Raw genomic sequence first — 14,650 nt, 5'->3', positions numbered from 1 at the left:
AACCTTAAAGAAATATAATTTATTGATTCAAAAAAGTAAAACCGCCATCACTTTCGTGATGACGATTCAATATTCTTAGTTTTTCAGTGGCCTCAGAATTCTTTACAGGATTTTTTATTGTAATAATAAATATTGAAAAAAATGAAATACTGTAACATAATATAAATATATGAATTAATTTCAAATAAGTAATTTGTATGGTTTATGTATTATACAGTGTTATTACAAAATTTGTTTTTGTTATATAAACTAAGAAATAATTATTTAAATTTATAGTAGGGATTAGTATTTTCTTAATGTTTTAATTGAAAGGAGTGTTTTAAATGGAAGGGTTAGTAACCGAAAAGGAATATGAAATTCATTATTATGAAGTAGATTATAAAAGAAGGTTATTAATAACCAATATAATTAATTATTTTTGTGATATTGCTACAAAGCAATCAGAAGATAGAAATGTTGGACTTGACTATATGAAGGAGAATAATGTTGCTTGGGTACTTTATAAATGGCATATAAATGTACATAGATACCCATTATATGGGGAGAAAGTAATAGTAACAACAAGGCCCCACTCTTTTAGAAAATTTTATGCTTACCGTAAATTTGAAATAATAGATGAGAAAGGTAAAATTATAATAGAAGCTAATTCTATATGGTTTTTAATTGATATTCAAAGAAGAAGACCTAAGAGAATAAATGAACATATAGAAGAAGCTTATAAAGTTAGTAAGGATAATGATGAGCGAGCTATATTAGAAATACCTGATATAAAATGTATTGAGAAAATACATAATGAAAAAACATTTAATGTAAGATATAGTGATATAGATACTAATGGACATGTAAATAATGCAAAATATGTGTCTTGGGCAATAGAAACAGTGCCATTAGAAATAATTAAAAGCTACGCCCTCAAAAATATAACTATAAATTATGAAAAGGAAACAAAGTATGGTGAAAGTATAAATGCTTTTGTAGAAGTAATAAAAGAGGACAAGATGGTTATTTGTAGACATAGGATTACAGATAAGGAAGGAAATGAGTTAACAATAGCTCAAAGTACGTGGGAATAATTCACAATAAATATAAAAAATAAAAATTGCAATATAAAAGGGTTAGAGGTAATTTTATTATTCTCAACCCTTTATATTGTGACTTTATTTATTAAAACAATTTAGTTTAAAATAGAATTTTACTCCAGTAGGTGTATTTTCAGCACCATAAATAGTTTCATGATGATCTAATATAACTTTACAGATTGCCAGGCCCAAACCTGTACCCCCAGAGTGATGACTCCTTGATTTATCTACTCTATAAAATTTTTCCCATATTTTTTCAATGTCTTCATCTGGTATATGCGTTCCTTCATTTTCAACTGAAAAGCATACTAAGTTTTCTTCTTTTTTTAAATATACTGTTATTTTTTTATTTTTTTGTGTATAAGTAATAGCATTATTTAAGAAATTTGTGATCACCTGTTCTATTTTAAAAGAGTCTCCAGAGACTAAAATGTTCTTACTTTCTATAGAAACTTCAAAGTTTATATTTTTTTCTTTTAATAATAATATATATTTTTTTATTATATACTCTAATAGCTCATCTATATAAAATTCTGTTATATTAAGAGTATATCTATCAGTCTCCATCTGTGAAAGATCCAATAGATCCTGAATAAGTCTGTCCATTTTATCAACTTCTGTAGTTATAATATTGTATATATCCTCTTTTTCACATTCTTCTGCTACATTATCTTTCAAGCTTTCTGTATATCCTTTTATTAATGTAATTGGAGTTTTAAATTCATGAGATACAGAGGCAATAAAGTCTTTTCTAAGTAAGTCCAGTTCTTTTTGCAAGTCTAAGTCCTTTTTTAGCTGATTATTAGCTAAATAAAGACTTTCAATAGTGTCATTTAATTTACCTGACAAGTAATTTAAACTTTTAGATAAATTTCCTATTTCATCATCAGATTTAACATTACACTTAGCTGAAAAGTCTAAATTTATCATTTTTGATGCTACGTTATTAATGCCTATAATGGGTTTAGTTATTAAATAAGAAAATATAGCAGATAAAATAAGAATACATATAATTGAAGCTATTATAATATATAAAACATATTTTTTTAATATTAAGGAACTTTTTGAAGTAAACACTTCTGGCATTATAATTACAATATTGTTAACATCATTTTTATTTAATTGTATAGGTGTGGATATAGCTATGTACTTTGAAGGACTAAATTTTCCATAAACACGAAAAGTTTGCTTATGTCCTATGGAGAAAGTAAATGGATAATATTTTTCACTGTCACCATTACTTACACTAAAAGTTCTGTGTTGAGAATTATCAAATTTGTGAGTTACTATTGAATCAATTGGACCATTAGATAAATTTTTTGATATATAATTTAAATTAGATTTACTTAAATTTTTCTTTGCTGAGTCAGTAATATATTTTAATTTAAAATCTTTGTCAAATATAATTAAATAGGCTTTATTAACATTCTCATAGTTTTTTACTTCTTTCATAATAGCTGAATCTTTATTTAAAGGACAATATAAATTAATATAAGTGTATGAGCCAAAAAAATCAGTTTCTAGAAGCTTATTATACAACTTTTTTTCCATTTCCTGTGCATATTCTGTAGTCATATACAATCGTCCTACTACAAATATCTGGACATAAACTAAAATACCCATAAAGAATAAAAGAAATGAAATTAAAATAATAAAAAGTTTAAATGTAATACCTTTATATATTTTCATCTATGATACCTCAAATTTATAGCCTCTTCCTCTTATAGTAGTAATGTAATTGCTTCTATCTTCAAGCTTGTCTCTTAATCTTTTTATATGTGTGTCTACAGTTCTTGGATCACCATAATAATCATATCCCCATACTCTGTTCAGTATAGCTTCTTTTGATAAAACCATACCTTTATTTTGCATGAAATATGTTAGAAGATCATACTCCTTGAGAGTTAACATAACTTCAACATTATTAACAGTCACTTTTCCTGAATTTAAATCTATTGCCAAGCCGTCCTCTGATAAAATATTACTTGATTTACTAATAGTACCATCAACTCTTTTTAAAAGTGATTTTGCTCTGGCTACTAGAACTTTTGGACTGAAAGGTTTTGTTACATATTCATCAGTACCATGCTCAAAACCTAGAATTTTATCATCCTCCTGAGTTTTGGCAGTTAGCATGATAATTGGTACATCAGAGTTTGTCCTTATATATTCACATACTTTTAAGCCATTTAATCCTGGAAGCATTATGTCTAATATCACAAGATCAATTTTATACACTTTAAACACATCTAAAGCTTCTTCACCATCTTTTGCTTCAAATATGTTAAAACCTTCTTTCTTAAAATACATTGCTATTAACCTTCGTATATTTGATTCATCTTCTACGATTAATAGATTTTTGTTCACAACTATCACCCCCAAATTATGTTTTGTCACTTTCGTGTAACATTCGAGCCATATGATATATATGAACGATCCCCCTAATTTAATTTTATATATATTTTACCAATAATTCAACTAAGGAGTAAAAAAATGAAGAAAAAGATACTGTCAAGTTTATTTCCTATAATTATATTAATTTTATGCATTATCGTTTTAAAAGCAGAGCTATTAAATAAAAATATTAACTCTGTAGATGACTTAAGAAATGTAGCTATAGAGAATAGGCCAACTATAAGTGCTGCGGCAGCTATAACTTTAGATGTTACTAATAATAAAATACTATATAAGAAACATATACATGAAAAGCTGCCACCTGCAAGCACTACTAAGCTTCTAACTGCACAGATTTTTGCAGAACATTTTTCTCCAGAAGATGATGTAATGTATACAAGGCGTTGTAAGGAGCAACCTGAGTATAAGCTTAATTTAAAAGTTGGAGAGACGATGAATGCAAAAGATGTAATGGATGCTGTTATGTTGTATTCAGCAAATGATATGGCAGAGGCTATGGGAGAAAACTCAAATAGAAGTTTAGAAACTTTTAATCAGACTACAGGAAAAAACTCAAATGAAAGTTTAGAAAGCTTTGTTCAGGCTATGAATGAAAAGGTCTCTTCATTAGGACTTAAGGAATCACATTTTATGAACCCTATAGGACTAGATGATGAGGAGCATTATACTACGGCGTATGATCTAGTCAATATAGCTAAAGAAGCATATAAGTATCCATGGATAATGGATACTATGAAAAAGAAAGTAAGTACAATTAATACATCCAAAGGGAAAATAAGTTTAGAAAATAGAAACAAACTGGTTGGAATTAATGGGTGCATAGGAGGTAAGACAGGATATACATCTAGGGCTGGAAAATGTCTTGTGTGTTTTTATGAAATTAATAATAGAAAAATGATAGGTGTTGTATTGAATTCACAGGATGACAATACAGTATTTGAAGATATGGAAAGAATAATAAGATGGAGTTATAAAAAATAAAATGAAAATAAAAAGAAAAAATATAAAATTAGCAATGATATTTTTGTTTCCCAGCATTCTAGGATTTTTTATCTTTTATATATTACCTTTTATGTTAGTTATAAAATATTCTTTTTTAGATAGTCCTAATGAAGGAGAATTTGTAGGGTTTTCAAACTTTATTTCTTTATTACAAAATCCAAGTTTTAAAAAAGCTATTTTAAATACTTTGATCTTTACATCTATAAGTGTACCGTTGCTTATTGTTATATCTCTTGGGGTAGCATTACTTTTAAACCAAAATTTATACTTAAGAAATATCTTCAGAATGTTTTTTATGCTGCCACTAGTAATTCCTGTAGCGTCTGTAGTTATGGTATGGCACATAATGGTGGATAATAAAGGCTGGATTAATAAACTTGTTATTTCTATGGGATATTCTCCTGTAGATTGGATGAATTCAAAGTGGGCATTGTTTGTGGTAATTGTAGTTTTTTTGTGGAAAAATATAGGATATAATATGATACTGTTTATTGCAGCACTTCAAAATATACCTAAAGAATATTATGAATATGCATCTATAGAAGGAGCAAGTGCTGTAAAAAAGTTTACCAATATTACAATAGTATACATGATGCCAACACTTTTCTTTGTTTTTGTAATTTCTATAATTAATTCATTTAAGGTATTTAGAGAAGTATATCTTATAGCCGGAGAATATCCTCATGAAAGCATATATATGCTTCAACATTATATGAATAACGTATTTATGTCACTAGATTACCAGAAACTTTCGTCGGCAGCTGTAATTATGGCCTTAGGAATATGTCTACTTTTAATTTTATTATTTAAACTTCAAGAAAATATAAACAATAAAATACAAGAATAGTAGGTGATTATATAATGTGGTCATATAAAGGCAAAAAGAAATTAGTGAGAAAAATACTATTAACAATAATTACAGCAGTTATTTCGTTGTTTTTTGCTTTCCCTATGATATTAACTGTAACTAATTCTTTTATGACTGAGAATGAAATAAATTCAAATTATAGCATGATTGCTTTGAATAATGACACAAATGATAAAGAACAAAAGATTTTAAATGATAATAGCTATGTAAAATTAAGGATAATACCGGATATGGTCACATTAAAGCAATATTATAATGTATTGATAAAACAGGTTAAATTTTTACTTATGTTTTGGAATTCGGTAAAAATTGCATTATGTGTAATTTCAGGACAAGTAATAGTGGCATCTATGGCAGCTTATGCATTCAGCAAAATGGAATTCCCTGGAAGAAATAAATTATTTCTTATTTATATAATAGTTATGCTTATGCCTTTTCAAGTAACACTTTTACCAAATTATATAATTTCCGATATATTTCATTTAATAGATAAACATGAGTCTATAATTTTTCCAGGTGTTTTTAGTGCTTTTGGAGTGTTTCTTTTAAGACAATTTATGATGGATATACCTAAAGAATATATAGAAGCGGCTATGATTGATGGCGCTAATCATTTCTATATTTTTATAAAAATTATAGTTCCATTATCAGTAAATGCTATTGCAGCATTAACAATATTAGTATTTATAGATAACTGGAATTTGGTAGAGCAACCTCTTATATTATTAAAAGACCAATTAAAAGAACCGCTATCTTTATATCTTTCTCAAATAAACTTTAATGAAAAAGGAATTGCTTTTGCAGCATCTATGATTTATATGATACCAGCACTGCTTATATTTCTTTATGCAGAAAGTCATTTAGTAGAAGGTATAAAAAATTCCGGAATTAAAGGATAAAAATGTGGAGGGATATTTCTAATATGGAATGTGTAAAAGAAGATAATCAAATAAATAGAAAGAAAAAAATAAAAAAGCTTACTATTAATTTTTTTGTAATCATGGCAGCCTTAACATTCTTTTCAAATACCATAAACAATTTTTTCCTTCCAAAAGTTACTGTGGAAAGCCCTGTATCAGGTTCAATATCAAAGGAGATAAACAGTTTAGGAGTTATTGAGGCAAGGGAGTCAGCAAAGTTATATGGAGAAAGTGGAAAAATAGTAGAAGAGGTCAATGTTAAGATAGGAGATAAGGTAACTAAAGGAAAGATATTGATAAGGCTTAAAAAGGAAGATTTTAAATCAAAATTGGAAGAAGAAAATATAAAATACAATCAATATAATTTGGAACTTGAAAAGCTTAAAAATGAAGGTATTTACAAAGAGAACAATTTAAAAAGAAAAGTAGAAGAAACAAAGGAGAAAATGAATTCTGAAATTAAAAATCTAGATAAAACAAGCAAATTGGTAAAAGAGGGATATGAGGCTCAAGTTAGTTTAGATAAACAGGTATTGGTTTTAAGCGACGCAAAAAGAGCTTATGAACAAGCTTTAGATGATTATAATAATGCCTTAAATGAACAGAGAAATTCTATAAAGAAGGTGAAATATGACATACAGATGGAGAAGAATGAAATTAATAAAATAAATAAAGATATGAATATTTCTAGTGATATTATTGCTCCTTGTGATGGAGTTATTTCTGAGCTTAATGTTGAAAAAGGTCAGACAGTAGATGGGTCTAAGCCAATAATTATTATAAATAACTCCAGTAAGGGATTTCAATTTAGAATGAGTGTAGACAATGCTAACTTAAAATATATAGCTAAAGGAGATAAGATTAATATAACAATGAAATCTACTGAAGATAAAAATTTAGAAGGCACTATAAGAGAGATAGTCAATAGTCCAATTACCAAAGAGGGAAAAAAAGATGATAGTAAAAAAGACTTGCTAATTGATATTAATATGAAGAATCTTATAGGAGGTGAAGAGGGGGATGGATTTATAAGTAAAAAAATCTCATCAAGTACTATGGTTATCCCTAATAGTGCAGTAAATACTGATATGGATGGAAGTAAATTTGTATTTGTACTAAAAGAAAAGAATGGAGTTTTGGGTAATCAATATTCTTTAAAGAAGTTTAAGATTTCTATAGGAGAAAGTGATAATGCAAATACAGCAATACGTAATGGCATTACTCAGGATGATAAGGTTGTTATAAAGGTAGAAGATGATAAAGCTGTATCTGATGGAAGTTATGTCACAATAAAAAACTGAAAAAATAAGGTGAATATGTTGAGAAATATAAAGAGTGTTTATATTGGCATTTTTATATGTATATTTTTTATATATTTTGGAATTATGTTTCAAAGTGCTTTAGTTTCTAGAATTAGTAATTCCATGAAGCTTAATGATGGGAATAAAGTTTCGGTTATAACAAATCGCTCAAATACAATAAATCATTTTACCTTATCCGATATACGATTTATGAAAAATAAACTTAAGGATGAAGATATATTTGCTATGAGTGAGACTAAAGGAAAAGTATATTTTGAAGGAAGAGATATTCATAGCAAAATATTAGGTGTTAGTTCAAATTTTAATAAATTTTATAACATTAATGTTTCTACAGGTAGCTTTTTTACTGAAGGAATATGTAAGGAAAATGAGTTTTGCGTAGTTTTAGAAGATAAGCTGGCACGTAAATTATTTGGAACTGAAAATGTGGTAGGTCTTAAAGTAAGAATTTTTCATAAGGACTTTAAAATAATAGGGGTAGTTAAAAGAGATTCTACCATTATACAGAACATAAGTAATGATGGATTTGATAAAGTATATATACCTATAGAAACACTTATAAAGTTAGATGAAACTAGAAAAATTTCATATTTACAATTTCAAAACCTAAATAATGATGTGCAAGTAAAAGGCAAGGATAGAGTTATAGGATTGCTTAATGGAATTGGGAAGGATGAAAAGCAGTATAAAATTATTGACTATAGTAAAGAAGAACAGTTAATCAAGCAAAAACCGCTGATAATGTGTTTTGTATTAGGATTTATTTGTATATGGAACTTTATAAAATACTTAATAAAAATTTTAGTTGAAGTAAAAAAGTTCTTTATTGCAAATATGGAAAAGGATTATTTATTGGATGTAGTAATAAAAAATAAAAAGTGTTTTTTAATATACATACTAAAAATAGTCTTTGGAGTCTTAGGAATATTTATTATGTGGAAATTAATTAGATTTAATTTATATATTCCATCAAATTATATTCCAGATGAATTCATTAATATATCTTATTATAAGGATATATTTCAAGATAGCATAAAAGCAAACATAGAAAGCAGAGAATATTTAATTCCTTTTATTGAATTGAAGTTTATGAAAACAAATACGCTTATTAATATTTTATCTATAATGGTTATATTTTGTAGTTTTATTTTAAACACTTTCGTTAGAGAGTTTTTGAATAAAAGTAGGGATGCTATATTAGCAGTGCAATGTTGCGGAAAATGCAGTGTCGTAGCTCTAATACTTATAGCCATCATTTTTATGACATTTAAAATACAGTTTGGAATTGATTTGAAAATTCTATTTATAATATGGTCATTTCTATTTATGAGAGTTATAGTACATGCTAAAAACAAATATATTATTTAGATTAAAGAAAGAAGGGGTATATTTTGAAAAAAATAGTTTCTTTATTAATGATTTTAATTTTTACAATTAGTCTTGTAGGATGTAAGGATAAAGGTACATCTGCAGATGCATCTAAGGGTTCAGATAATATAAATAGTATGGTGGAAGATATAAGTAAAAATTCAGGATTGGATAATATAACAAGTTTTAAAGTAAACTCTAAGAATCAACTTGTTATGGCGGGAGTAACACAATCAAATGAAAAGAAGTTAGGAATTTATGATGCTGATGGAAAGCTTGTAAAAGACATAAAAATAGATTTTGGAGAAAAGTTAGGTCTTTGCACTGTTGATGAAAAAGATAATATTTATGTTTTAACAGAAAAATCTTCAAAGAGGGAAATTACTGTTTTTAATGCCTCAGGAGATAAAACTAAGACAATAAATCTTAAGAATACTTCAAAAAATGTTGAAGAAGATGGAATGAAAGAGATAGCTTTAAGAGGATATATGGAAGTGGATGATAAAGGAAACTTTTATATATTAACATTTGGAAAAGATAATCAGAGTGTAGAAGCAATAGACAAGGAAGGAAAAAATATTAAAAATCTATATACTAAATGTGATTTTATAAGCAATGATGATGAAGGCAATTTGTTTGTTGGTACGATGGAACAGGGAAATGGGGCAAAATTTTATGTAGAAAGAACTAATCCTTTATCCGGTCAAAGGGTATGGAAAAATGAGTATACTAGTGGTAGTTTTATGAAGACAGCAGTTCATAAAAAAGGAGATAAAGATTTTTATGGATTGAATAGTGATAATATATCTAAGTACAATGTTGCAGATGGAAAGTTTATAGAGAAGGTAATAGACTTTAAAGATTATGGTTTAGTTGATTTTAACTCAAGAATAAGAGATATTGATATAAATAAAAATAAGGATGTTTATATTTTAATTACTGAATTTAATAAAAAAGACAGATCTGAAAAATCACAATTAGTTAGATGTAATTTAAATAATAAAAATAAAAATAAAAATAGTGAAAAAGTTATTACACTTTCATTAATGTATCAAATTCAAGATATTGACGTTGCTATAAGTAAGTTCCGTAAAATGCACCCAGATATTAAGATTGAAGTTAAGAATACAATTACAGATTTTAATGATCCATCTAGCTATGAGAAGTATACAAAAAATGTAAATACAGAAATTATGTCTGGCAAAGGTTCAGATATCATATGTATGAATGGATTGCCATATCACAAATATGTAGATAAAAAAGCACTTGTAAATCTTAGTGATTTTATTTCTAAAGATAAAGGCTTTAATATGAAAAATTATAATGAAAAAATTATAAATGCTTTTAAATATAAGAAAGGACTATATACTATACCAACTAGATACGAATTTTCAGCTCTTGCAGTTGATAAAAAAATATTAGAAGAGAATAAAATAAATATAGATGATAAAAATTGGACATGGAATAATTTTATGGACTATGCTCGTAAGCTTACAAAAGATAAAAATGGTGATGGAAAAATAGATCAGTATGCTCTTCCTAAGATGAAAGGCTCAGAGATTATGCAGTTCCTTTTCTTAAATGGCAATTACAATAAGTTTATAGATGAAGATAAGAAGCAAGCAAAATTTGACTCTAAAGAGTTTATTGACATTTTAAATCTAGCTAAGGAAGTTACTACTAAAGGAATTATGGATACAAAAGGAGATGGCATAAGTACTACTACTGGAGGAAATATTCAGTTTTTACACAGTGATAATGTGTTTTTGCCAACACCTATTTTTAGCAATGTAATATTAGGTGATAAATTCAATTTGTTAAATTTACCGTCTCAAGGAAGTAGCTTTACATCAAATAGCACCTTCTCCATAAATAAGCATTCTAAATATAAAGATGAATGTTGGGAGTTTATTAAATTCCTTATTAGTGAGGATATTCAAGCTGGAGATAGTGCATCAGGTATACCAATAAATAATGTAGCACTTGAAAGAGTTCAGAAGGAAATCATTGAAATGACTAAAGATAGGAAACCATATAATTTAACTCAAGATGATGTTAACATATTCAATAAGTTTATAAGCAATTTATCAAATGGAGATAATGAAAATTCTCAGGTTCAGGAAATAGTAGGGACAGAAACAGATAAATTTATTAGTGGACAGCAAACAGCTGAACAGGCAGCAAAAATTATACAGAATAAAGTAAGTACAATGATTAATGAATAAAATATTTTTATATCTAAATGGGGCTGTTGCACTGAGTGCAACAGCTTTTTTAAGAAAATAATTAATGGGTAATGGGATTAAAAAGCCCGATAAACTTATAGAAATTAACAATCACAAAATACATATCTATGGGGAAGGAATATCTAATAATACCCCAACAGTTGTTTTTACATCGGGTTGGAAAATACCAAGTCATTATGTGGATTATTATCCATTGCAAAAGGAGCTTCAAAAAAAGTCACAGAATACATTTTTACTTAAAGAGGGAACACTATACCCCATCTCGCACTCGTTAGAAAAACAAGAATTTGTGGTTACATATATGTCCGAAGGAGATAAGGGTAGGACATGTAAGTATTATAAAATAACAGACTATGGGAAAAGGCAATTAGAAGAAAAGAAAAAAGAATGGATTAACTTTTCATATTATTTAAACAAAGTCATTGAGGTAGATGGAAATGTGTAATATCAAAGTTCGGGTGGATATATGGGATTTTGTTTTTGAATCAAAAAAGAGCTGTTCATAGTGATTTGAAAAATCCCTATAAACAGCCACATTATTATTTTAAAGTATTTCCTACTACATACCCACTACTCCAAGCCCATTGTAAGTTAAAACCTCCACAATCACCATCGACATCTAAGATTTCTCCTGTAAAATATAAATTAGAAACTATATTAGATTCTAAAGTTTCAGGATTTATATATTTAGTATCAATTCCTCCGCAAGTGACCTGAGAATTATTAAATGAATTAGTATCATACACTTCAAAACTCCAGCTTTTTAAAAGTTTTAATAAAGAAGATTTTTCATTCCAAGTAAGTTCAATACATGGTTTATGTATATCTAAAATATTACTTTCTTTTAATATAATTGGGATAAGTTTTTTATGTATAATGCCTATAAGAGATTCAAATACACTTCTATAGCTAAAAATACCCCAATGATTTTCTAAGAAATTTCTAAGGCTATCTTTTGTTAAACCTGGATACATATCTATTAATAAAGTTACTTGTCTTTTGCTATACAAAGCTTTAGAACATGCATTACTTAGTTGGAGTATTGGAGGTCCAGAAATTCCGTAATCAGTAAATAATATTTCTCCAAGTTCTTCTTTGTAAATATCATTACTTATATATAATTTTGCTAACCCAACAAATTTAATTCCAGAAAGAGCTTTTAATTTGTTATATTTTAATTTTAATTGTACAAGCCCTGGAGTAGGAGAAATTATCTTGTGACCAAGGGATTGTGCTAAGGTGAAGCCTGAACCGTCAGAGCCAGTATTTGGAGCGGATTTACCACCACAACTTAGTACTAATTTATTACAATTGAATATATTGTTATCTAAAGTTATTAAAGAAAATATATTATTTGACTTTTTTACATACTTAATTTTATTATTTAGGTATATAGGTATATTTCTCTCTTCTAATGCTAACCTTAGGATATCTAGTACAGAAGAGGCTTGTAAAGACATAGGATACATTTTACCATGATCCAATTCAACTAACGGAAGTCCTAATGAATAAAAAAATTCTATAGTATTTTCTACAGAAAATTTATTTAATACATAATTAAAAAAATTCTTATTTAAACTATGGTAGTTTTTAATAGAAACATTTTTATTTGTTATATTACAGCGGCCATTACCTGTAGATAATATTTTTTTCCCTATTCTATCATTACCTTCTACTATTGCCACATCTAAGCCTCTATCTTTGGCTATAATAGCAGCAATAATGCCAGAAGCACCACCACCTAGTACAATAATATCATGATACAAATTAAATCTCTCCTTTATAATTTACATCAGTGTAAAATAAATATATTAAATATTATACACTAAAAAATGAAATATAATATGTAGAAATGTGGATAAATTAATAAAATAATTGTGGATAAGTATTTATAATTAAATGCATTTTAGTATATAATATAATCAGAATATTCTTAAATGAATTAAGGGAGAGATATTTATGGATGGTCAACAATTATTAGAATATAGAAATTGGATAGTAGCTGGTGATGTTTTAAATGATAGCAAATATGCACATAGAATTTTAAATACATTAAAAGAATCTGGATATAAAGTACAAGGATTAAATCCAATGAGTGACGATGAAAGAGTGTATAAGTCCTTAAAAGATATAGAATATAAAATTGATGTAATAGATTTATGTATAAATCCAATAAATGGACTAGAAGTAGTAAAAGAAGCTCATGATTTAGGAATTAATAAGATATTAATACAACCTGGTGCGGAAAGTGAAGATATATTGAGTTTTTGTGCAGAAAAAGGTATTATAGCTATAGAGGGATGTGTTTTAGTAGAAATTTCCTACTATAAAAGAAAGAAGAGGTAGATAAAGGAATGTTAACTATATATGCTGTATCAGATTCAATTGGAGAAACAGCGGAGCAAGTTTCTAGAGCTACAGCTTACCAATTTGATGAAAGAATAGAAGTTAAGAGAGTTCCGTATATTAAAAATTTTGAAGCTGTAGATGAGTTTATAAATAGCATACAGGAGCCAAACAATTCCATGATTGTTACGACAATTGTTTTAGTAGATGTAAGAGAATTTTTAATAGAAAGATGCATAGAAAAGGGAATAAGGATAATTAATGTACTGGGACCATGCGTAGGGACTGCTTCTAGAATATTGAACAAGCTACCAGATTATAGACCAGGAGCAGTATGGAATATGGACTCACAATACTATAAAAAAATAGAAGCAATGGAATTTGCCATTCAATATGATGATAGTAAAGATTATTCAGGAATTAGGCATGCGGATGTAATATTAATAGGATTGTCTAGAACATCTAAAACTCCTCTTTGTATGTATTTGGCTAATAAAGGAATAAAGGCACTAAATATACCACTTATGCCAGAAGTACCCGTACCAGAGGATTTGTTTTCTATAGATAGTAAAAAAATAATAGGACTTACCATAGATCCTATGAGACTAATAGAAATAAGAAAACATAGAATGGACAAATTTGCTAAATTGTCATCAGAAATCCAATATGCTAATGCAGAAAGAGTCTTAAAAGAACTAGAATTTGCAGATAAAATCATGAGAAGAGTTAGATGCAAAATAATAGATGTAACGAAAAGGGCTATAGAAGATACTGCACTTCTTATACTGGAGTCTATAGGTTATAGTGGAATAAAAGATCATTAATAATTAGATATATAAGGCCAAAACCTTTTAAAAATAAGGTTTTAGCCTTATTATTACATAAAAACTTAAAAAACATAAAAAAAATTTTAAAAAACTGTTGACACTTTAGTGATTATCTTGTATTATTATCTATGTTAGGTCGCAGCGGTGACCGGGACAAAGCAGTTTGGCCCCTTGGTCAAGTGGTTAAGACACCACCCTTTCACGGTGGTAACAGGGGTTCGAGTCCCCTAGGGGTCACCATAAAAAATAAATTTAAA

The 14,650-nt window shown here is 27.6% G+C and carries 13 protein-coding genes and 1 tRNA gene; 11 read left to right on the top strand and 3 right to left on the bottom strand.

The window, feature by feature from the left end; all coding sequences use genetic code 11:
* The first annotated feature begins 323 nt into the window (after nucleotides 1-323).
* Nucleotides 324-1,073 (top strand): acyl-[acyl-carrier-protein] thioesterase, encoded by a 750-nt coding sequence (locus J2Z24_RS20710; RefSeq protein WP_035150526.1) that lies wholly within the window; start codon nucleotides 324-326, stop codon nucleotides 1,071-1,073.
* An 84-nt stretch (nucleotides 1,074-1,157) separates the two neighbouring features.
* Here the strand turns inward: J2Z24_RS20710 and J2Z24_RS20705 are convergent, their stop codons facing one another.
* Together J2Z24_RS20705 and J2Z24_RS20700 are read right to left on the bottom strand one after the other, a co-directional pair.
* Nucleotides 1,158-2,768 carry a HAMP domain-containing sensor histidine kinase gene (locus tag J2Z24_RS20705; protein ID WP_035150528.1) on the bottom strand — a complete coding sequence of 537 codons (1,611 nt, stop codon included), beginning with the start codon at nucleotides 2,766-2,768 and terminating at the stop codon, nucleotides 1,158-1,160.
* Nucleotides 2,769-3,446, bottom strand: coding sequence for a response regulator transcription factor (locus tag J2Z24_RS20700; RefSeq protein ID WP_027626097.1), 678 nt, complete (start codon nucleotides 3,444-3,446; stop codon nucleotides 2,769-2,771). It abuts the gene before it with no gap.
* Nucleotides 3,447-3,572: 126 nt separating this feature from the next.
* On the opposite strand from J2Z24_RS20700, the gene J2Z24_RS20695 reads away from it, so the two are divergent.
* The 7 genes from J2Z24_RS20695 (at nucleotide 3,573) to J2Z24_RS20665 (ending at nucleotide 11,665) form a co-directional block, all read left to right on the top strand.
* Nucleotides 3,573-4,475 carry a D-alanyl-D-alanine carboxypeptidase family protein gene (locus J2Z24_RS20695; RefSeq protein WP_051593389.1) on the top strand — a complete coding sequence of 301 codons (903 nt, stop codon included), beginning with the start codon at nucleotides 3,573-3,575 and terminating at the stop codon, nucleotides 4,473-4,475.
* A gap of 1 nt (nucleotide 4,476) precedes the next feature.
* On the top strand, nucleotides 4,477-5,343 hold the full coding sequence (locus J2Z24_RS20690; RefSeq protein ID WP_035150531.1) for a carbohydrate ABC transporter permease: 867 nt from the start codon (nucleotides 4,477-4,479) through the stop codon (nucleotides 5,341-5,343).
* Between the two features lie 14 nt (nucleotides 5,344-5,357).
* The gene (locus J2Z24_RS20685) at nucleotides 5,358-6,263 is read left to right on the top strand and encodes a carbohydrate ABC transporter permease (protein WP_035150533.1); all 906 of its coding nucleotides are present in this window, start codon (nucleotides 5,358-5,360) and stop codon (nucleotides 6,261-6,263) included.
* Nucleotides 6,264-6,286: 23 nt separating this feature from the next.
* Entirely contained in the window at nucleotides 6,287-7,585 is a 1,299-nt protein-coding gene (locus tag J2Z24_RS20680; RefSeq protein WP_173702734.1) for an efflux RND transporter periplasmic adaptor subunit, read from the top strand.
* Nucleotides 7,586-7,603: 18 nt separating this feature from the next.
* A complete protein-coding gene (locus J2Z24_RS20675; protein WP_035150536.1) occupies nucleotides 7,604-8,974 on the top strand; it encodes an ABC transporter permease in 1,371 nt (456 codons plus the stop codon).
* Between the two features lie 23 nt (nucleotides 8,975-8,997).
* Complete coding sequence (locus tag J2Z24_RS20670; RefSeq protein WP_035150537.1) at nucleotides 8,998-11,199, top strand: extracellular solute-binding protein; 2,202 nt, start codon at nucleotides 8,998-9,000, stop codon at nucleotides 11,197-11,199.
* Nucleotides 11,200-11,263: 64 nt separating this feature from the next.
* The gene (locus J2Z24_RS20665; protein ID WP_085059142.1) at nucleotides 11,264-11,665 is read left to right on the top strand and encodes a PadR family transcriptional regulator; all 402 of its coding nucleotides are present in this window, start codon (nucleotides 11,264-11,266) and stop codon (nucleotides 11,663-11,665) included.
* A 94-nt stretch (nucleotides 11,666-11,759) separates the two neighbouring features.
* Here the strand turns inward: J2Z24_RS20665 and J2Z24_RS20660 are convergent, their stop codons facing one another.
* Nucleotides 11,760-12,986, bottom strand: a complete 1,227-nt coding sequence (locus J2Z24_RS20660; protein ID WP_035150539.1) for a BaiN/RdsA family NAD(P)/FAD-dependent oxidoreductase — start codon at nucleotides 12,984-12,986, stop codon at nucleotides 11,760-11,762.
* A gap of 193 nt (nucleotides 12,987-13,179) precedes the next feature.
* Here J2Z24_RS20660 and J2Z24_RS20655 point away from each other — a divergent pair, with 193 nt between their 5' ends.
* The 3 genes from J2Z24_RS20655 to J2Z24_RS20645 all read left to right on the top strand — a co-directional run bounded on the left by J2Z24_RS20655 (nucleotide 13,180) and on the right by J2Z24_RS20645 (nucleotide 14,633).
* Nucleotides 13,180-13,566 carry a CoA-binding protein gene (locus J2Z24_RS20655; protein ID WP_035150541.1) on the top strand — a complete coding sequence of 129 codons (387 nt, stop codon included), beginning with the start codon at nucleotides 13,180-13,182 and terminating at the stop codon, nucleotides 13,564-13,566.
* 8 nt (nucleotides 13,567-13,574) lie between these two features.
* Complete coding sequence (locus J2Z24_RS20650; protein ID WP_173702733.1) at nucleotides 13,575-14,390, top strand: pyruvate, water dikinase regulatory protein; 816 nt, start codon at nucleotides 13,575-13,577, stop codon at nucleotides 14,388-14,390.
* A 168-nt stretch (nucleotides 14,391-14,558) separates the two neighbouring features.
* A tRNA-Glu gene (locus J2Z24_RS20645) sits at nucleotides 14,559-14,633 on the top strand.
* Nucleotides 14,634-14,650: the final 17 nt, after the last annotated feature.

Origin of the sequence: Clostridium tetanomorphum, from assembly GCF_017873215.1 — a bacterium.
In the GTDB taxonomy this organism is placed as follows: Bacteria; Bacillota; Clostridia; order Clostridiales; family Clostridiaceae; genus Clostridium_AO; species Clostridium_AO tetanomorphum.
Note: the sequence above shows the minus strand (reverse complement) of the source record. Positions and strands in the feature narration are given on the sequence as shown.